The following is a 20,090-nucleotide window of genomic DNA, read 5'->3' on the forward strand; positions in this document are numbered from 1 at the left end:
ACGCAGCAGAACACGCCTCCCTGCCTTGCAATCGCCCGGAAATCGGGCGATTGAAGGCATGCGGACTGAGGAGAGGATTTTCATATGAACATTGCGCGCAAGATTGTTTCGATGAGCGTTGCAGCAGTTGCGTTGGCGGGGCTTACTGCCTGTACGACCAGCGGCCCCAGTGAGCCGCCGATGGCAGCGGCGCCGAAAGGCGTCGAAGGCTCGTGGATCGACGGCACGGGCAAGGCGCTTTCGACATTCAACGGCGGAAAATACAAGACTGTTTCCGCCGAAACCGGAGAGCCGTTCGCCGAGGGCACTTACGCCATGACCGGCGCCACATCGCTCGAGATCACCGGCACCTCGTTGATCCGCCACACGCAGATCAACACCAACTGCCTGATGGTGTCCATCAATCAGCTCAACTGCACGGACTCGGCCGGCAAGAACTTCGTGTTTACGCGTCGTACTTGAACCAACGCCGATCAGGCATAAAGATTGGGACGGCGGCCACTGGCCGCCGTCCTTTTTTGCGCCGGCAAAATCTTCCGGTTTTGCGCTCGCAAACAACCCCCGGGCATTTCCGCTTGCGTCAGCCGGAACGCGATGGGAACATGGTCAAAACGCTGGCTGTTATACCCCAGTCAAGCAAAGGCGCTAAACGCCTCTGGTCAGCCTACCGGGAGACGAAGATGAAGAAGCTTGCCGCCATTGCCGCCCTGTCCGTATCGACGCTTGGCCTGTCGGCCGGCGCATCCTTTGCCGACTACACACTGAACATTTTGCATTTCAATGATTGGCACAGCCGCATCGAAGGCAACAACAAATATGAATCGACCTGTTCGGCCGACGAAGAGACCAAGGGCGAATGCATCGGCGGCGCCGGCCGGCTGATCACGGCGATCGCCCAGGAACGCAAGAAGCTCGAAGGCCAGAACGTGCTGCTGCTCAATGCAGGCGACAGCTTCCAGGGATCGCTGTTCTACACCACCTACAAGGGCGCCGTGGAAGAGGAGTTCCTCAATCAGATCAAGCCCGACGCGGTGACGCTCGGCAACCACGAATTCGACGACGGCGAGAGCGCGCTGGTGCCTTACCTCGACAAGGCGAAGTTCCCGATCGTCAGCGCCAATGTCGTACCCAACGACAAGTCCGGCGCGGCCAGCAAGATCAAGCCGTCGATTGTCGTCGAGGTCGGCGGCCAGAAGATCGGTATTATCGGTGCCGTGACCAACGACACGCCCGAACTCGCTTCCCCCGGCCCCAACATCGCCATCGCGGACGACGTCAAGTCGATCACCGCTGAAGTCGAGAAGCTGAAGGCACAAGGCGTCAACAAGATCATCGCCGTGACCCATATCGGCTATAACAGGGAGCGCGACGTCATCGCCAAGATCCCGGGCATCGACGTCGTCGTCGGCGGCCACAGCCACACGCTCTTGTCGAACACCGATCCGAAGGCGGCAGGCCCCTACCCGACGATGGTCGACAACCCCGACGGCTACAAGGTGCCGGTGGTGCAGGCGGCGTCCTATTCGAAATATCTCGGCGAGTTCAAGATCGTGTTCGACGACAATGGCGTCGTCAAATCCGCCAGCGGCGACCCGATCTATCTCGACAAATCGATCACGCCCGATCCCGCCGTGCTCGCCCGCATCAAGGAGCTCGGCGCGCCGATCGAGGCCCTGAAGAACAAGGAAGTGGCCGAGACCACCGACGTCATCGACGGCAGCCGCGAGAATTGCCGCACCAAGGAATGCGCGATGGGCAACCTCGTCTCCGACGCCATCCTCGACCGCGTCAAGGGACAGGGCGTCGAGATCGTCATTTCCAATGGTGGCGGCCTGCGCGCTTCGATCGACAAGGGCACCGTCACCATGGGCGAGGTGCTGACCGTCCTGCCGTTCCAGAACACGCTGGCGACCTTCAAGATTTCCGGCAAGGACCTGGTGGCAGGTCTCGAAGGCGGCCTCAGCCAGATCGAGGACGGCGCCGGCCGCTTCCCGCAGGTTGCGGGCCTCAAATATTCCTTCGACAAATCGGTCGCGCCCAATGCCGGCCGCGTCAAATCCGTCGAGGTGATGGAGAACGGCGCCTGGACACCGATCAATCCCGACAAGGACTATCTCGTCGCCACCAACAACTATGTCCGCCAGGGTGGCGACGGCTACAAAATCTTCGCCGAAAAGGCCAAGAACGCCTACGACTACGGTCCGGGCCTTGAGCAAGTGGTGGCCGACTATCTCGGCGCCCACCGACCCTACACGCCCAAACTCGACGGCCGCATCACCGAGATCGCCGCGACAGTCGCGGCGGCGCCTGCCGCCGAGCCTGCCAAGCCAGCCGAACCGGCAAAGCCCGCGGATGCGGCTCCGGCAATGCCCGCATTGCCCGCCAACTCGGGCGATATCGCCAACACACCACCGGCCATATCGACGGAGGCAGCGCCTCCGCCACCGGCCCCGCCGGCTCCAGCGGCTCCAGCACCTGCACCAGCCGAGCCGGCAAAACCGGCAGAAGCGGCACCAGCGGCACCGGCACCGGCGCCGGCAGAACCCGCGAAGCCAGCCGAAAGCAGCCATGTCATCGTTGCCGGCGACACCTATTGGGATCTGGCCAAGAAGGCCTATGGCGACGCGACGAAGTGGAAACAGATCTATGACGCCAACAAGGGCCAAAGGCCCCACCAGCTCAAGCTTGGCGCGACGCTGACCATCCCGGCCAAGTAATCTCGCTTCGCCTTTTCAGGAATGAAACCCGCCTGGGAAACCGGGCGGGTTTTGCGTTTTCGGCCTAAGGTGCGGCCAGACGCGGCATTGAAAGCCCGCGCAAGATGGTTAGGTTCGCGTCTCCTGGAGAAACCCGTATGACGCTTTCCACCCCTGTCGATCCCAAAGCCGCGAAAGCCCTCGGCCCGCAGCCGGCCGGGCATCCGCCGGTCAAGACTGGCAAGATCGGCGTCATGCTGGTCAATCTCGGCACGCCTGACGGCACCGATTTCAAGCCGATGTGGCGCTATCTCCGCGAATTCCTGTCCGATCCGCGCGTCATCGAGCTCAACAGGGCGATCTGGTATCCGATCCTCTACGGCCTGGTGCTCACCACGCGGCCGAAGAAGTCGGGCGCCAACTATGCCCGGATCTGGAACCGGGAGAAGAACGAGTCGCCGCTGCGCACCTACACCCGCGCCCAGGGCGAAAAGCTGGCCGAGGCGTTGCGCGACCTGCCCGATGTCGTCGTCGACTGGGCGATGCGCTACGGCAATCCTTCGACCGCCAGTGTCACTGAGAGGCTGGTGGCACAGGGCTGCGACCGTATTCTTTCGTTCCCTCTCTATCCCCAGTATTCGGCAACCACGACGGCAACCGCCAACGACCAGCTGTTTCGCGCTTTGATGAAGATGCGCCGCGCGCCTGCCGTCCGCAGTGCGCCGCCTTACTATGACGAGCCGGTCTACATCGAGGCGCTGGCACGTTCGATCGAGCAGCATCTGGCGACGTTGGATTTCGAGCCGGAGGTGGTCATCACCTCCTATCACGGCATCCCGAAGCCCTATTTCGAGAAGGGTGATCCCTATTATTGCCACTGCCAGAAGACGACACGGCTGTTGCGTGAACGGCTGGGCTGTGATGACAAGAAACTGATCATTACCTTCCAGTCGCGCTTCGGCGCACAGGAATGGCTGCAACCCTATACCGACAAGACGGTTGAAAAGCTGGGCCAGGACGGCGTGAAGTCGATCGCCATCGTCAATCCCGGCTTTTCCGTCGACTGCATCGAGACGCTGGATGAGATCGGCCGGGAAGTGGCCGAGACTTTTCATCACGCCGGCGGCAAGAACTTTGCCCACATCCCTTGCCTCAACGACAGCGCCGAAGGCATGGCGGTGATCGAGGCGATGGTGCGGCGTGAACTGTCCGGCTGGGTCTAGGAGAAATTCCAGGAAAAGTGTGAACGGTTTTCCGTCCGGAATTTCGTCAACCAGAGAGTTAGAGCGGCTTGCCGCTCTAACACCGGAACAACGCTCGCTTCGGGGCGTTGAACGGCACCCTCCGGAGAACTTGATGCCCCGCAAACTCGACCTCAGAACTGGCCGGCCCGTCTGGTCCGCCTATCGCGCCCCTGCCGTGCCGACGTCGGCACTGACCCGCGACGCCAAGACCGACGTGCTGATCATCGGCATGGGCATCAGCGGCGCCATGATGGCCGAGGCGCTGACGGCGGACGGCCATGCGGTGATCTGCATCGACCGGCGCGGGCCGCTGAAGGGCTCGACGCCAGCGACCACAGCACTGGTGCAGTTCGAAATCGACCAGCCGCTTTCGACGCTCTCGAAGATGATCGGCAAGACCTCTGCGCAACAGGCCTGGCGACGCTCGCGGCTAGCCGTGACCAATCTTGCTGGCCGTATCGCGGAACTTGGCATCAGCTGCGGCCCAAATCGCACCCAGTCACTCTATCTGGCAGGCACGGTGCTGGGTCCGTCGGAACTGCGGGAGGAAGCCGACGCGCGACGGCAAGCTGGCATCAGGGCGACCTATCTCACGCCGGCGCCGCTGGCCGAGCGATACGGCATCGACCGGGAAGGCGCCATCCTCAGCCACGACAACATCGCGCTCGACCCGCGCAAGCTGACAGCCGGGCTCCTGCTCGAGGCTCTGGAGCGCAAGGCGCGCTTCTACGCCCCCGTCGAAGCGACGGCGATCAAGGACAGTGCCGACGAGGTGGTTGTCACCACAAAGGACGGTCCGACCATTACGGCGCGACATGTCGTTTTGGCCACCGGCTACGAACTGGTCGACATCGTACCGGCAGCCGCCCACCAGATCATCTCGACCTGGGCGATCGCGACGCGCCCGCAGCCCCAAAAACTCTGGCCGGGTGCGGCGTTCATCTGGGAGGCGTCGGATCCCTACCTCTACATGCGCGCGACGGCCGACGGCAGGGTCATTTGCGGCGGCGAGGACGAGGATTTTGTCGACGAGACGCGGCGCGATGAACTGATTGCCGACAAAAGTGCCCGCATTGCCGAGAAGCTAAACCTGATGTTTCCGCATCTCGACGTAAGGCCCGAATTTGCCTGGACCGGCTCCTTCGGCACCACGTCCACCGGCCTACCCTATATCGGCGCCATCCCCAGGCATCCCTGCATCCATGCCGTGATGGGCTATGGCGGCAATGGCATCACCTTTTCGCAGATCGCTTCCGAGATTGTCTCGGCTTCGATCAAGGGACTTGCAGACACGGATGCAGAGCTGTTCGCCTTCAACCGGTGAGTGCAAACCGACAAACAATCCTTCATCACCTGATTGTAACGCGCCTGAAACACACTTAAGTCTTTGGTGAAGTCGGCTGCGCGGGAACGGCTCTCGCGGTCCGCTTCTGAGGGAGAGCCAAATGGGTTTCGGTGGTTTTGATATTGCGATTGGTGCACTTGCGCTTCTGGTACTGGTGCTTCTCATCAAAGGCATCAGGACTATTCCGCAAGGCTACAATTATACGGTGGAGCGTTTTGGCCGTTACACCAAGACACTGAGCCCGGGCCTCAATTTCATCTTCCCGTTCGTCGACCGCATCGGCGCCAAGATGAACATGATGGAGCAGGTGCTCGACGTTCCAAGCCAGGAGATCATCACCCGCGACAACGCCATTGTCGGCGTTGACGGCATCGCCTTCTTCCAGATCCTCAACGCAGCGCAAGCCGCCTACCAGGTTTCCGGTCTGCAGAACGCCATCCTCAACCTGACGATGACCAACATCCGTACCGTGATGGGCTCGATGGACCTCGACGAACTCCTGTCCAACCGTGATGCCATCAACGAGCGGCTGCTGCGGGTCGTCGACGAGGCGGCGCATCCGTGGGGCATCAAGATCACCCGCGTCGAGATCAAGGACATCAACCCGCCGGCCAACCTCATCGAATCGATGGGCCGCCAGATGACCGCCGAGCGTAACAAGCGCGCGCAGATCCTGGCCGCCGAAGGTCTCAAGCAGTCGCAGATCCTCGAAGCCGAAGGCCGCAAGGAAGCCGCCTTCCGTGACGCCGAGGCCCGCGAGCGCTCGGCCGAGGCCGAAGCCCGCGCCACCCAGGTGGTGTCGGAAGCGATTTCCAAGGGCGATGTACAGGCGCTGAACTACTTCGTTGCGCTGAAATACACCGAAGCACTTGGCAGAATCGGCACGGCCACCAACAGCAAGATCGTGCTGATGCCCTTCGAGGCGTCATCGCTGATCGGCTCGCTCGGCGGCATTGGCGAGATCGCCAAGGAAGTCTTCCGCAGCGAGGGCACGACCGGCGCGCAACGCCAGACCGCTCGCCCGCCGGTCGTGCGTCCAACCGACAATTGATGTCTCCAACAGAGGAGAACGCCATGCTCGACCGCATCGTTTCCGAACTCGGCCCGTGGAACTGGATGGTTCTCGGCTTCGTCCTGCTGGTGATGGAAGTTATCGCGCCCGGCATCTTCATGCTGTGGATCGGCATCGCCGCGCTTCTGATCGGCGCCGCTTCGCTGCTGCTCTGGGATGCCGGTTTCTGGACCTGGCAGGTCCAGGTCCTCACCTTCCTGGCGCTGTCGCTGGTCTCGGCCTTTGTCGGCAAGAGGCTGGTCGGCAGCCGCAATGATCCGACCGACCAGCCGCTGCTCAACCGGCGCGGCGCGCAGATGGTCGGCCGCATGGCGACGCTTGCCGAACCGATCGCCAACGGCCGCGGCCGCATTAAGCTCGGCGACACGCTATGGCGCGTCTCCGGTCCGGACCTGCCGGCCGGCACGCAGGTTCGCGTGACAAGTGCGGCCGATACGGACCTGGAACTGACGGTGGAACGGGTCTAAGCGGCGCCAATGCGCAGCAGGTCATGGAAGTGAACCACGCCTAGCGGCATGTTGTTCTTGGTCACCACCAGCGCGCCGATATTGTACTCATTGAGCAGCGCGATCGCCGTGCCGGCAAGCGTCTGCGGGTCGACCGTCTTGGGCGTGCGGGTCATCACCTCGTCGACGATGACGTCGGCCAGGTGGCGGTGCAGGTTGCGCGCGACATCGCCGTCGGTGATGATTCCGGCCAATTCGCCATTGGTGTCGACGATCAGCACGCAGCCGACCTTCTTCTGTGACAGCGTCATCACCGCTTCCGGCATCTTGGTGCCGAGAAGCGCCAGCGGAATCTGGTCGCCCACCCGCATGATCTCGGAGACCAGTGTCAAATTGGCGCCGAGCTGGCCGCCGGGATGGAAGGTGCGGAAATGGTCCGGCGTGAAGCCGCGCGCCTCGAGCAGCGCGATCGCCAGCGCATCGCCGATGACCAGTTGCAGTAATGTCGATGTCGTCGGCGCCAGGCCGTGCGGGCAGGCCTCCGGGGTGCGCGGCAAAAGCAGCACGACGTCGGCCGCACGCGCCAGCGCCGATGTCTCCCCAGCGGTTATGGCGATAAGCGGAATGGAGAAGCGCCTGGAATAGGCAATGATGCCCTTGAGTTCGAGGCTTTCGCCCGACCACGACATGGCGATGATGGCATCGTCCTTGGCGATCATGCCGAGATCGCCATGGTTGGCCTCGACGGGATGAACGAAGAAGGCCGGTGTGCCTGTAGAAGCCAGCGTCGCCGCGATCTTCGAACCGATATGGCCGCTTTTGCCGACGCCGGTGACGATCAGCCGGCCTTCGATCTTCGAGATCATGTCGACGGCCTGCGCGAAAGGCGCGGCCAGCCCGTTCTCGAGCGATTCGGCCAAGGCGGCGATCCCGGCCTGCTCGGTTGCCACCGTTCTCAGTGCCGAATCAATCGACGCTTGCCTGTCCAGGGGCTTCTTATCCAAGGATTTCGCATGCATGGGTGATGCGATTAGCGCTTTGCCGCCCGCCTGTCCAACAGAAATGGCTGTGGCGCCCTGGGGGCAGAGACCTCGGACGCGCCGCTCGATCCCGCAAACAGCGGCACTTTAACCGGATGAACGATCGCTGCCTCAACCCTCCGTTAACCATCCCCATTTACGGTTCGGTAAGTATGGCGCGCATAGCGCCGCGCAAGCAGTGGTGGCGATGTCCGGGGCTCAGCCAGAAAAATCGAGAGGACGACAGGGCAAGGCGGTCTGCGCCCTGCTGCTGGCGACCAGCATGCTTGCCTTGCTGCGCCCGAGCGCCCTTCATGCCCAGGAAACCGAGCTGCGCGGCGAGGTTTCCGACTCGGCGATCCTGTCCGACCAGCAGCGCAAGGCAAGGCAGCTCGCCCTTGCCACCCAGGGCCAGCAGACACCGGCCAACGCCGCGCAGGACAATACGCCGCCGCCCACCTATTTGCCGGCCAGCGCAGGCGCCGTCCCCGACGACACCGGCACCGATGCCGCCACCGGCAGCGTTTTCGATCCACCGCAGGCGACCGACGACACGGCCACCGACAATGCAACGCCGCCCAAGCCTCGCCGCCGCCCATCGAGCGCCAGGCAGAACGCGACGGATCAGGACAAGGCCAAAGCGGGCATCAAGACGGCCGACAAGTCGAAAAAGAAGAAAAAAACGACGGCTGCAGCCACCGACACCACCGCTTCAACGACGGCCTCGACGACGGACGCTGCCGGTACGACCGACGCTGATGAGGAGACGGCCAACCGCCGTGCCCTCACCGTCGACAGCGCTGACAGGCAGAAGCTCGACCCCGGCGCCGAGCGCACTGCTGCCATCGAAGGCCAGAACAAGAAAGCCGAAGAGGATCCGTTCGCGCCGACCGGCGTCAAATGGGGCTCCTTCATCATCCGGCCGTCGATCGAACAAGGGCTGACCGCCACGACGAATGGCGATTCGAGCAGTGCCGGCACATCGGCACTGCTGTCGGAGACGGCGCTGCGCTTTTCCGCCGTTTCCGACTGGCGTGAAAACTCCGCCACCATCGACGGCTATGGCCTGTTCCGCGAAACCGTGTTGGGCTACCCGGTTCACAATGCGCAAGGCCGCATCGAAGGCCAGCTCAATGTCGACCTCGATAACGAACTGCGCGCCATCGCCAAGCTCGGCTACGAAGCCGTGCCGGAATCCGCATCGTCGCCCGATGCCATTGCCGGCGTCAGCAGCCAGCCTCTGCGCCAGACGATCGACGGCAGCCTCGGCGTCGAAAAGCATGTCGGCAAGATGCAGTACACGCTGACCGGCGCGGTCTCGCACGACTTCTATGGCGACGCCGAGCTTTCGGACGGCACGTCGCTGTCGCAGAAGGATCAGGACAACACGCTCTACACAGCGACCTTGCGCACCGGTTACGAAATCTCTCCGGCCCTCACCCCGTTCACCGAAATCGAAATCGGCCGCCGCGCCTACGATCAGCGCATCGACAATGAAGGCTTCGAGCGCTCCTCGACGCGGCTCGGCGCCCGCGCAGGCCTGCAACTCGACATGGGTGAGAAGCTGTCGGGCGAATTCTCGGCCGGGTGGCTGAGGGAAGCGATCGACGACAAGAACCTGGACGCGATTTCGGGCGCCACCCTCAACGCCGACCTCAAATGGTCGCCGGAGCGCGGCACCACGATCGGCCTGACCGGCAAGACCACCGTCGAGACCACGACCACATCAGGGGAAAGCGGCGATATCCTCTACTCCGGCCGCCTGACCGGTGAACGCCAGATCCGTGCCAATCTGACCGCAAATGCGGCGCTCGGCCTCGACTGGCGCCACTATGTCGGCATCGATGGCCATGACCAGATCTTGAGTGCCGAGACAGGGCTGACCTGGTGGCTGAATCGCTATGCCGGTCTCACCACAAGGGTGAGGACCGAGAAGCTGACCAGCAACCTGCCCGGCCGCGACTACACCGCCAACAGCATCTATCTCGGCCTGAAAGTGCAGCGCTGAGGACGCCCGAGCTTCGTGGGGCCTAGAAGGTCGCCTCGCGGCGCTCCGACGGCTTCATCTCGTCGAGCAGCGTGCGGATGACGCCGGCCATGTTCTCGTTCATGTCGCTGCGCCACAGCGCGAAGGCGACATTGGCCTCGACAAAACCTTCCGGCGAACCGCAATCGAAGGTGCGGCCCTGATAATGGTAACCGTAGAAGGCCTGCTGCTTTTCCAGCTTCAGCATCGCATCGGTGAGCTGGATCTCGTTGCCGGCGCCCTTTTCCTGGCCTTCGAGGATCTTGAAGATTTCGGGCTGCAGGATGTAGCGGCCGTTGATGTAGAGGTTGGAGGGTGCCGTGCCGGTCTTCGGCTTCTCCACCATCTCGGTGATGCGGAAGCCGTGATGCGTATCCTCGCCGCGGCCGACGATGCCATATTTGTGGGCCTCTGCCGGGTCGCATTCCTGCACGGCGATGATGTTGTTGCCGGTTTCCTCGTAGAGCTCGACCATCGACTTCATGCAGCTCTTTTCCGACTGCATGATCATATCGGGCAGCAGAAGCGCGAACGGCTCGTCGCCGACCAGTTCGCGCGCGCACCAGACGGCATGGCCAAGGCCCATCGGCACCTGCTGGCGGGTGAAGCTGGTCTGCCCCGGCGCCGGCTGCAGCCGCTGCAGGCGGGCAAGCTGCTCGTCCTTGCCACGCTGGGCCAGCGTGTCGTAGAGCTCGAACTGGATATCGAAATGGTCTTCGATGACCGCCTTGTTGCGGCCCGTCACGAAGATGAAATGCTCGATACCGGCTTCGCGCGCCTCATCGACAACATACTGGATGACCGGCCGGTCGACGACGGTCAGCATCTCCTTGGGAACAGCCTTGGTGGCCGGGAGGAACCGCGTGCCGAGACCGGCGACCGGGAAAACTGCCTTGCGAACTCTCTTCATGCTTTCAATTATCCGTTTGCTGCCCGGCTCCGCAATCCCTGTATCGCGACATTTTCACGCCGGAATTGAAGATTACTGGAACGGGTGAGGGAAACTTCCACCGGTTAAAGCATCGAGGGTGTCTTTTCGTTCCAGGCGACACCTATGGTAAACTAATTCCTAACCCGGTTCGGCGATGAATGGTCTTTCCTGAGACAGAGAAGGAGGAAAAGATGTCCGTTCGCAATGCCGCAAAACGTTTCACCAGCGTCATGACGGCCGCCAGCCTCTCGCTCGCTCTGCTGATGCCTGCCGGACCAGCCTTCGCCGACGCCGGTTTCCGGCAATGGGTCGCCGGCTTCCGCGCCACCGCGGTGGCGGGTGGCGTTTCGGGCGCCGTTTACGACCAGGCTTTCCGGGACATCAAGGAGCCCGATCCGGTCGTGCTGGAAAAGGCACGCACCCAGCCTGAATTCACGGCACCCGCCTGGGATTATTTCGACAATCGCGTCCACGACCAGTCCGTCGCCGTCGGCCAGCAGATGGCCAAGAAATGGAAGCCTTGGCTGGACAGGATCGAGGCGCGGTTCGGCGTCGATCGCTACATCCTGCTCGCCATCTGGTCGATGGAATCGAACTATGGCGAGATCCTCAAGCGTGACGACATCATGCGCAATGTCGTGCGCTCGCTGGCGACGCTCGCCTATGGCGACCCGAAGCGGTCGAAATATGCCCGCACCCAGCTGGTCGCGGCGCTCAAGATCCTGCAGACCGGCGACATCGACGAAAGCCATTTGATGGGCTCCTGGGCCGGCGCCATGGGCCAGACCCAGTTCATTCCCACCAGCTACCAGCACTATGCCGTCGACATGGACGGCAACGGCAAGCGCGACATTTGGAATTCCATCCCCGATGCGCTGGCGACATCAGCCAATCTGTTGAAGAAGAATGGCTGGCAGGCCGGCAAGACCTGGGGCTACGAGGTCACGATACCGGCCGGAAAACTGCCCGCCGGATCGAAGACGCTGGCGCAATGGCAGGCGCTCGGCGTCGCCAGGGCCAACGGCAAGCCGTTCAAGTATCCCACCGACAAGGCAACGCTGAAAGTGCCGGATGGCCGTGGCGGGCCGGCCTTCCTGATGATCAGGAATTTTTCCGTCATCAAGGCCTACAACAATGCCGACAAATATGCCCTGGCGGTCGGCCTTCTTGCCGACGAGATCGCCGGCTCCAGTGGGCTCGTGCAGGACTGGCAGCGGCCCTTCACCAAGCTCTCCTTCGAGGAAAGGCAGGAGTTGCAGAAGCGGCTGTCGCAGCACGGGCTCTATGACGGCAAGTTCGACGGCAAGATCGGTGACGGCACGAAAACAGCCATCATGACCTATCAGGCAAAGGTCGGCTTGACCCAGGACGGCTATCCGAGCATGGAAGTGCTCAAATGGCTCAGACAAAAATAGGGCCTGTTACCGACTAGGGAGGAATGTTTGGTCTGGGCTAAGCGCATTGGGACGTTCGTTCGTCGCATGCCGGTGCTGATCCTGGCCATCGTCGTGCTCGCCGTTGCCGTCGCCGGAGCCTTCCATGCGCCGGCCATGGCGCAGGAGCAGCCGCAGCAAAATCGTGGATGGTCGTTGCGCGACCTTCTGTTTCCGCGTCGCAGCGAGCGCGTCGAGCCACCGCTCGACATCCAGAAGGCAAAGCCGAAGCCACGCAAACCCCGGGTCCCACGTGCACCCGTCGAACCACAAGTGCCGATAGTTGAGAAGGCGCCGGACGCTCGGACTGTGCTGGTGGTCGGCGACTTCATGGCGTCCGGCCTCGCCGAAGGCCTGGACACCGCCTTTGCCGACAATCCGGCCGTCCGGATCATCGTTCGCTCCAATGGTTCATCCGGCTTCGTGCGTGATGATTTCTACAACTGGCCCGAACAGATCAAATCGTTGATCGAGACCGAGAAACCGGCCGCGGTGGTCGTCATGCTGGGCTCCAACGACCGCCAGCAGATGAAGGTGGGGGATCTGCGCGAGCAACCCCGGTCGGAGAACTGGACCAAGGAATATGAACGCCGCACCGACGAACTCGGCAAGGCCATTGCCGACGCAAAGGTACCTTTCCTGTGGGTCGGCATGCCGGCCTTCCGCGTGCCGAAGATGACCTCCGACATGCTGGCCTTCAACGATATCTACCACCAGGCCGCCGAAAACCATGGCGGCGAATTCGTCGATGTCTGGGACGGCTTCGTCGACGAGAACGGTGCTTTCATCACCACCGGCCCCGACATGAACGGCCAGCCGGTGCGGCTGCGCGCCGATGATGGCATCAACGTCTCCAAGGCCGGCAAGCGCAAGCTCGCCTTCTACACCGAAAAACCGCTAGCCAAGATCCTCGGCCTGGCCGCACCCGGCAGCGTGGCTCCGGCGACAGCACCCGCGGGTGCCCCCGTCGAGGCACCGGCGCCGGCCGCCGCACCCATCGTCATCGACCGTACCGTACCGATGCTGCTCAGCGACCCGGCGCTCGACGGCGGCACCGAACTGCTCGGCGCCGCGCCGCCGGCAAAGGCCAATCCGGCTCTTCCCGGCGAAAGACTGGTGATCGAAGGCAAGGCGCCTCAGGCTTCGCCCGGTCGCGCCGACGATTTCGCATGGCCGCCGAAGGCGGAGCCGCCGGCGACGGCCGCGGCAGCCGACACGACGACGGCGATCACCCCTTAATAGCTTGGAGCTCTCCGAGACCGTACGGTCTCAGCGTGGCAGGACGCTCGTCCCCATCAGCGCCTCGTCGATCGAGCGCGCTGCCTGGCGGCCCTCGCGGATCGCCCAGACGACCAGCGACTGGCCGCGGCGCACATCGCCCGCCGCATAGAGCCGGTCGACGCTGGTCAGGTAGTCGCGGTCATTGGCCTCGACATTCCGGGAACGCCGGCTGTCGGTGGTGATCTTCATCTCGCCCTCCAACTCCTTCGCCACGCCAGCGGCCGCCGGTCCGGCAAAGCCGATGGCGATGAAGGCGAGATCGGCGCGGATGACGAATTCGGTGCCCGGGATCGGCTTGCGCTTGTCGTCGACCTCGCAGCATTTGACGCCGGTCAGCTGGCCTTCTTCGCCGATAAATTCGAGCGTCGCCACCTGGAACTCGCGCTCGGCGCCCTCGGCCTGAGAGGACGAGGTGCGCATCTTGGTCGCCCAGTAGGGCCAGACCGAAAGCTTGTCTTCCTTCTCCGGCGGCTGCGGGCGGATGTCGAGCTGGGTGACGCGCACCGCGCCCTGACGGAAGGCGGTGCCGACGCAGTCGGACGCGGTATCGCCGCCGCCGACGACGACGACATGCTGCCCGCCGGCGATGATCGGATGCGACGGCCATGCCACCGACTGGATCGGCTCGCCGCCAACGCGGCGGTTCTGCTGCACCAGATAGGGCATCGCATCATGCACGCCGCCGAGGTCGTCGCCCGGAATTCCGGCCGCGCGCGGCGCTTCGGAACCGCCGCAATAGAGCACGGCGTCATGTTCGGCGAGCAACTCGGCGACAGGCTTGTCGACGCCGACATTGACGCCGCAATGGAAGGTCACGCCCTCGCCCTGCATCTGCTCGATACGCCGGTCGATATAGTGCTTCTCGATCTTGAAGTCCGGAATGCCGTAACGCATCAGCCCGCCCGGGCGGCTTTCGCGCTCATAGACATGGACATCATGACCGGCGCGGCCGAGTTGCTGGGCCGCCGCCATGCCGGCCGGGCCGGAACCGATGATGGCGACCCGCTTCCCGGTCTTCTTCTCCGGCGGATAGGGCCTGATATGGCCAGTCTCATAGGCCTTGTCGGCGATCGCCTGCTCGACCGTCTTGATGGCAACCGGGATGTCCTCGAGGTTCAGCGTGCAGGCTTCCTCGCAAGGTGCGGGGCAGATGCGGCCGGTGAACTCCGGGAAATTGTTGGTCGAATGCAGGTTGCGGATCGCGTTGTCCCAGTCCCTGTTGTAGACGAGGTCGTTCCAGTCGGGGATCTGGTTGTGGATCGGACAGCCTGTCGGCCCGTGACAGAACGGGATGCCGCAATCCATGCAGCGCGCGGCCTGTTTCTCGACCTCCTTGTCCGACATCGGCAGCGTGAACTCGCGGAAGTGCCGGATACGATCGGAGGCCGGCTGGTACTTGTGCACCTGCCGGTCGATTTCGAGAAAGCCTGTTACCTTGCCCATGGTCCAGTTCCTGCTGTCCAGATGGTGCGGGTTTCGCCGCACCCGTTAACCTCTTGAGGCAGCCATGGCAAGCTTGCGCCCGAGGTCAAATTGACGATGAAGATGGGCCGGGAAGCCTGGGCTCCCCGGCAATTCTCATAAGCCTATTCGGCCGCGACGCCCATGCGCATGCGTTCCATCTCGATCAGCGCACGGCGGTATTCGACCGGCATGATCTTGCGGAATTTCGGCCGGAACGTCGTCCAGTCGTCGAGGATCTCGCGGCCGCGCACCGAACCCGTGAAATGAACGTGGTTCGAGATCAGCTGGTAGAGCCGTTCCTCGTCATGGCTGGTCATGTCGCCCGAGACGTCGACGCGGCCCTTGTGGTCGAGATCGCCGCCATGGTGCAGCAGCCTTTCCATCAGATCGTCTTCTTCCGGCACCGGCTCCAGCTCGACCATCGCCATGTTGCAGCGTTCGGCGAAATCGCCCGCCTCGTCCAGCACATAGGCGACGCCGCCCGACATACCGGCGGCGAAGTTGCGGCCGGTCTTGCCGATGACGACGACGATGCCGCCGGTCATGTATTCGCAGCCATGGTCGCCGACGCCTTCGACGACGGCGGCGACGCCTGAATTGCGCACCGCGAAACGCTCACCGGCGACACCGGCGAAATAGGCCTCGCCCTCGGTCGCGCCATAGAGCACCGTGTTGCCGACGATGATGGACTCGGCCGCAACGATCTTTGCCTCTTCCGGCGGCCGGATGATGATGCGTCCGCCCGACAGGCCCTTGCCGACATAGTCGTTAGCGGCGCCGACGAGCTCAAACGAGATGCCACGCGCCAGGAAGGCGCCGAAGGACTGGCCGGCGGTGCCGGTGAGCTTCACCTGGATGGTGTCCTCGCGCAGGCCCTTGTGCTTGAAGCGCTTGGCGACTTCGCCCGACAGCATGGCGCCGGTCGAACGGTCGACATTGCGAATGTCGACCGCGATCTTGACCGGCTGCTTGCTCTCAAGCGCTGGCTTGGCCAGTTCGATCAGCTTGCGGTCGAGCACATCGTCGATCGGGTGCTTCTGCCGTTCGGTCCAGTGCACCGCTTCGTGCGGCGCATCGGGCTTGTAGAACATCCTCGAGAAGTCGAGCCCGCGCGCCTTCCAGTGCACGATCAGGTCGCGCTTTTCCAGAAGGTCGGTATCGCCGATGATCTGGTCGATATGCGTGAAGCCCATCTCGGCGAGCAGCGCCCTCACCTCTTCCGCGACGTAGAAGAAGAAGTTGATGACGTGCTCGGGCGTCCCCTTGAAGCGCTTCCGCAACACCGGGTCCTGGGTGGCGACGCCGACAGGGCAAGTGTTGAGATGGCACTTGCGCATCATGATGCAGCCGGCCGCGATCAGCGGCGCGGTCGAGAAGCCGAACTCGTCGGCACCAAGCAGCGCACCGATGATGACGTCGCGGCCGGTGCGCAGGCCGCCATCGACCTGCAACGCAACGCGTGAACGCAAGCCGTTCAGCACCAAGGTCTGGTGCGTTTCGGCAAGGCCCATTTCCCAGGGGCTGCCGGCATGCTTGAGCGAGGTCAGCGGCGACGCACCGGTGCCGCCATCGTAGCCCGAGATGGTGATGTGGTCGGCGCGCGCCTTGGCGACACCGGCCGCAACCGTGCCGACCCCGACTTCCGACACCAGCTTGACCGAGACGTCGGCCGCCGGATTGACGTTCTTCAGATCGTAGATCAGCTGCGCCAGATCCTCGATCGAATAGATGTCGTGATGCGGCGGCGGCGAGATCAGGCCAACGCCCGGCGTCGAGTGCCGGACCTTGGCGATGGTGGCGTCGACCTTGTGACCGGGCAACTGACCGCCTTCGCCAGGCTTGGCGCCCTGCGCCACCTTGATCTGCATGACATCGGAATTGACGAGGTATTCTGCCGTCACGCCGAACCGACCCGAGGCGACCTGCTTGATCGCCGAGCGTTCCGGGTTCTTGCCGCCGCCGGGCAGCGGCAGGTAGCGGTCAGCCTCTTCGCCACCCTCGCCGGTGTTCGACTTGCCGCCAATGGCGTTCATGGCGCGTGCCAGCGTCGTGTGCGCCTCACGCGAGATCGAGCCGAACGACATCGCCCCGGTTGAGAAGCGCTTGACGATGTCGGCCGCCGACATGACGTCGTCGAGCGCGACCTTCTTGCGCCCGGTCTCGTCGGCCAGCTTGATCTTGAACAGGCCACGGATGGCCTGGGCACGCGCGGTCTCGCTGTCGATCTGCGCGGAATACTCCTTGAACGTCTCCCACGAGCCCTGGCGCACGGCATGCTGCAAGGTGGCGACCGCGTCGGGCGACCACATATGCGCCTCGCCGCGCATGCGGAACAGATATTCGCCACCGACTTCGAGGCTGTTGCGCAACACCGGGTCATTGCCGAAGCCCTCGGTGTGACGGCTGACCGTCTCGCCGGCGACTTCTTCCAGCCCAACGCCTTCGATCAGCGTCGCGGTGCCGGTGAAATACTGCTGCACGAAATCGGTCTTCAGCCCGATGGCGTCGAAGATCTGCGCGCCGCAATAGGACTGGTAGGTCGAGATGCCCATCTTCGACATCACCTTGAGGATGCCCTTGCCGATCGACTTGATGTAACGCGACACCACTTCGTAGGCGTCGACCTCCTCCGGCAACTCGCCGCGCTTGTGCATGTCGAGCAGCGTGTCGAAGGCGAGATAAGGATTGATCGCTTCGGCGCCATAGCCGGCGAGGCAGCAGAAATGGTGCACTTCGCGCGGCTCGCCGGATTCGACGACAAGGCCGACCGAGGTGCGCAGCCCCTTGCGGATTAAATGATGGTGGACTGCTGCAGTCGCGAGCAGCGCCGGAATGGCGATGCGGTCCGCGCCGAGCTGGCGGTCGGACAGGATGATGATGTTGTAGCCGCCGGCGACCGCCGCTTCCGCCCGCTCGCACAGCCGGTCGATGGCGCCCTGCATGCCGGCTGCGCCCTCGCTCGAGCCATAGGTGATGTCGATCGTCTTGGTGTCGAAACGGTCTTCGGTGTGGCCGATGGAGCGGATCTTTTCGAGATCGCCATTGGTCAGGATCGGCTGGCGCACTTCGAGCCGCTTGCGGCGCGAATTGCCGACCAGATCGAAAATGTTCGGCCGCGGCCCGATGAAGGACACCAGGCTCATCACCAGCTCCTCGCGGATCGGATCGATCGGCGGGTTGGTGACCTGGGCGAAGTTCTGCTTGAAATAAGTGTAGAGCAGCTTCGACTTGTCCGACATCGCCGAGATCGGCGTATCGGTGCCCATCGAGCCAACGGCTTCCTGGCCGGTGGTCGCCATCGGCGACATCAACAGCTTGGTGTCTTCCTGGGTGTAGCCGAACGCCTGCTGGCGATCGAGCAGGCTGACATCCTTGCGCAGCGCGCGCGGCTCGACCGGCTTCAGATCTTCGAGAATGAGCTGCGTGTTGGCGAGCCAGGTCTTGTAGGGATGCTTGGTCGCGATCTCCGACTTGATCTCCTCGTCGGGCACGATGCGGCCCTTGGCAAGATCAATCAGAAGCATGCGGCCGGGCTGCAGCCGCCACTTCTTGACGATCCTCTCCTCCGGCACCGGCAGCACGCCGGCTTCCGAGGCCATGATGACGCGGTCATCGTCGGTGACGATGTAGCGTGCCGGGCGCAGTCCGTTGCGGTCGAGCGTGGCGCCGATCTGGCGGCCATCGGTGAAGGCGACCGCCGCTGGCCCATCCCATGGCTCCATCAGGGCTGCATGGTATTCGTAGAAAGCCTTGCGATCGGCATCCATGAGCTTGTTGCCGGCCCAGGCTTCCGGGATCAGCATCATCATGGCGTGGCTGAGGCTGTAGCCACCCTGGAACAGGAACTCGAGCGCATTGTCGAAGCAGGCCGTGTCCGACTGGCCGTCATAGGAGATCGGCCAGAGCTTCGAGATGTTGTTGCCGAACAGTTCGGAATCGACCGAGGCCTGGCGCGCCGCCATCCAGTTGTTGTTGCCGCGCACGGTGTTGATCTCGCCATTGTGCGCGACCATGCGGTAGGGATGCGCCAGCTTCCATGATGGGAAGGTGTTGGTCGAAAAGCGCTGGTGGACGAGGATCAGCGCGGTCTCGAAGCGCTGGTCCTTGAGATCCTTGTAGTAGGCCCCAACCTGGTAGGCCAGGAACATGCCCTTGTAGACGATGGTGCGCGCCGACAGCGACACGCAATAGGCGCCGATGTCCTTGTTGTCGTTCTCGGCATAGATGCGGCCGGATATGACCTTGCGCAGCAGATAGAGCCGGGCCTCGTACTCTTCGTCGTCGGTAATGTCTGGTGTGCGGCCGACGAAGATCTGGCGATGGAATGGCTCTGACGCAACGATATCAGGCGCCTTCGACAGCGACGAATTGTCGACGGGCACGTCGCGGAATCCGAGCAGCGGCAGCCCTTCGGACTGCGCCGATTCGGCGATGATGTCCTCGATATGGGCGCGCAGCGCGGCGTCCTGCGGCATGAACCAGTGTCCGACGCCGTACTGGCCCGCCGCTGGCAGTTCGATGCCTTGCGCCGCCATTTCCTCGCGGAAGAACTGGTCGGGAAGCTGCACCAGCACGCCGGCGCCATCGCCGACCAGCGGGTCGGCGCCGACGGCGCCGCGATGCGTCAGGTTTTCAAGCACGGCAAGGCCGTCCTTGACGATCTGATGCGACTTCACGCCCTTCATGTTGACGATGAAGCCGACGCCGCAGGCGTCATGCTCGTTGCGCGGATCGTAGAGGCCCCGAGGGGCAAAACCGGTTTGGCCAATGTCGGTTCGGCCAATGGCGGTTCGCGACGTATTTTTGACGGCAGCCGCTTTCGTCTGCGCGGCCTGGCCGTTCGTCGCAGAGAGCGTCATGTCCGTCATTGTCCTGTCCTCCATCCCAGCCCTTCAGGCGCTGGCCATTCTTCGGTCGCTGATTTGCCTCGGCAAGCGCTTGGCTCACCCTGATCCTCAGGCGGCTTTCCGCACGGTTCGCATCTGGTATCGTACAGGCCAGCGTCTGGCCGTCCACCTGTCGCTCGCAGCAACAGCCGGAGAGGCCAATATGTTACGCCAATCCAGCCTGTTTTGTGCGACAAAATAAGACAGCACTACTGTCCTAAATTTTTATGGCAGAATTCCCCGACGC

14 protein-coding genes are annotated in these 20,090 nt (G+C 63.2%); 10 read left to right on the forward strand and 4 right to left on the reverse strand.

Features of this window, described 5'->3' with window-relative positions; translation table 11 throughout:
- Positions 1-84: 84 nt before the first annotated feature.
- The 6 genes from AC1DX4_RS09200 (at position 85) to AC1DX4_RS09225 (ending at position 6,824) form a co-directional block, all read left to right on the forward strand.
- A complete protein-coding gene (locus tag AC1DX4_RS09200; RefSeq protein WP_477220020.1) occupies positions 85-462 on the forward strand; it encodes an Omp10 family outer membrane lipoprotein in 378 nt (125 codons plus the stop codon).
- Between the two features lie 218 nt (positions 463-680).
- Positions 681-2,717, forward strand: coding sequence for a 5'-nucleotidase C-terminal domain-containing protein (locus tag AC1DX4_RS09205; protein WP_477220021.1), 2,037 nt, complete (start codon positions 681-683; stop codon positions 2,715-2,717).
- A gap of 137 nt (positions 2,718-2,854) precedes the next feature.
- Positions 2,855-3,919 (forward strand): ferrochelatase, encoded by a 1,065-nt coding sequence (gene hemH, locus AC1DX4_RS09210; RefSeq protein WP_477220022.1) that lies wholly within the window; start codon positions 2,855-2,857, stop codon positions 3,917-3,919.
- A 133-nt stretch (positions 3,920-4,052) separates the two neighbouring features.
- Positions 4,053-5,264, forward strand: a complete 1,212-nt coding sequence (locus AC1DX4_RS09215; protein ID WP_477220023.1) for an NAD(P)/FAD-dependent oxidoreductase — start codon at positions 4,053-4,055, stop codon at positions 5,262-5,264.
- Positions 5,265-5,385: 121 nt separating this feature from the next.
- Complete coding sequence (locus tag AC1DX4_RS09220) at positions 5,386-6,336, forward strand: SPFH domain-containing protein (RefSeq protein ID WP_477220024.1); 951 nt, start codon at positions 5,386-5,388, stop codon at positions 6,334-6,336.
- A gap of 23 nt (positions 6,337-6,359) precedes the next feature.
- Positions 6,360-6,824: an NfeD family protein gene (locus AC1DX4_RS09225; protein ID WP_477220025.1), complete on the forward strand. Its 465-nt coding sequence runs from the start codon at positions 6,360-6,362 to the stop codon at positions 6,822-6,824.
- On the opposite strand, the gene AC1DX4_RS09230 is transcribed toward AC1DX4_RS09225, so the two are convergent.
- Positions 6,821-7,822 (reverse strand): KpsF/GutQ family sugar-phosphate isomerase, encoded by a 1,002-nt coding sequence (locus tag AC1DX4_RS09230; protein WP_477220026.1) that lies wholly within the window; start codon positions 7,820-7,822, stop codon positions 6,821-6,823. The genes AC1DX4_RS09225 and AC1DX4_RS09230 overlap by 4 nt on opposite strands.
- A 208-nt stretch (positions 7,823-8,030) precedes the next feature.
- Between AC1DX4_RS09230 and AC1DX4_RS09235 the strand changes: the two genes are divergently transcribed.
- The gene (locus AC1DX4_RS09235) at positions 8,031-9,830 is read left to right on the forward strand and encodes an outer membrane beta-barrel protein (RefSeq protein WP_477220027.1); all 1,800 of its coding nucleotides are present in this window, start codon (positions 8,031-8,033) and stop codon (positions 9,828-9,830) included.
- Between the two features lie 22 nt (positions 9,831-9,852).
- Here the strand turns inward: AC1DX4_RS09235 and galU are convergent, their stop codons facing one another.
- Positions 9,853-10,758, reverse strand: coding sequence for a UTP--glucose-1-phosphate uridylyltransferase GalU (gene galU, locus AC1DX4_RS09240; RefSeq protein ID WP_477220028.1), 906 nt, complete (start codon positions 10,756-10,758; stop codon positions 9,853-9,855).
- 212 nt (positions 10,759-10,970) lie between these two features.
- Here galU and AC1DX4_RS09245 point away from each other — a divergent pair, with 212 nt between their 5' ends.
- Entirely contained in the window at positions 10,971-12,194 is a 1,224-nt protein-coding gene (locus AC1DX4_RS09245) for a lytic murein transglycosylase (protein ID WP_477220029.1), read from the forward strand.
- 27 nt (positions 12,195-12,221) lie between these two features.
- Entirely contained in the window at positions 12,222-13,451 is a 1,230-nt protein-coding gene (locus AC1DX4_RS09250) for an SGNH/GDSL hydrolase family protein (RefSeq protein ID WP_477220030.1), read from the forward strand.
- A 30-nt stretch (positions 13,452-13,481) separates the two neighbouring features.
- On the opposite strand, the gene AC1DX4_RS09255 is transcribed toward AC1DX4_RS09250, so the two are convergent.
- Complete coding sequence (locus AC1DX4_RS09255) at positions 13,482-14,936, reverse strand: glutamate synthase subunit beta (protein WP_477220031.1); 1,455 nt, start codon at positions 14,934-14,936, stop codon at positions 13,482-13,484.
- A gap of 143 nt (positions 14,937-15,079) precedes the next feature.
- Positions 15,080-19,825 carry a glutamate synthase large subunit gene (gene gltB, locus AC1DX4_RS09260; protein WP_477220032.1) on the reverse strand — a complete coding sequence of 1,582 codons (4,746 nt, stop codon included), beginning with the start codon at positions 19,823-19,825 and terminating at the stop codon, positions 15,080-15,082.
- On the opposite strand from gltB, the gene AC1DX4_RS09265 reads away from it, so the two are divergent.
- Entirely contained in the window at positions 19,815-20,045 is a 231-nt protein-coding gene (locus AC1DX4_RS09265) for a hypothetical protein (protein WP_477220033.1), read from the forward strand. The two genes, gltB and AC1DX4_RS09265, sit on opposite strands and share 11 nt — an antisense overlap.
- Positions 20,046-20,090 lie beyond the last annotated feature (45 nt).

This window comes from Mesorhizobium sp. P3_A8 (assembly GCF_056402995.1).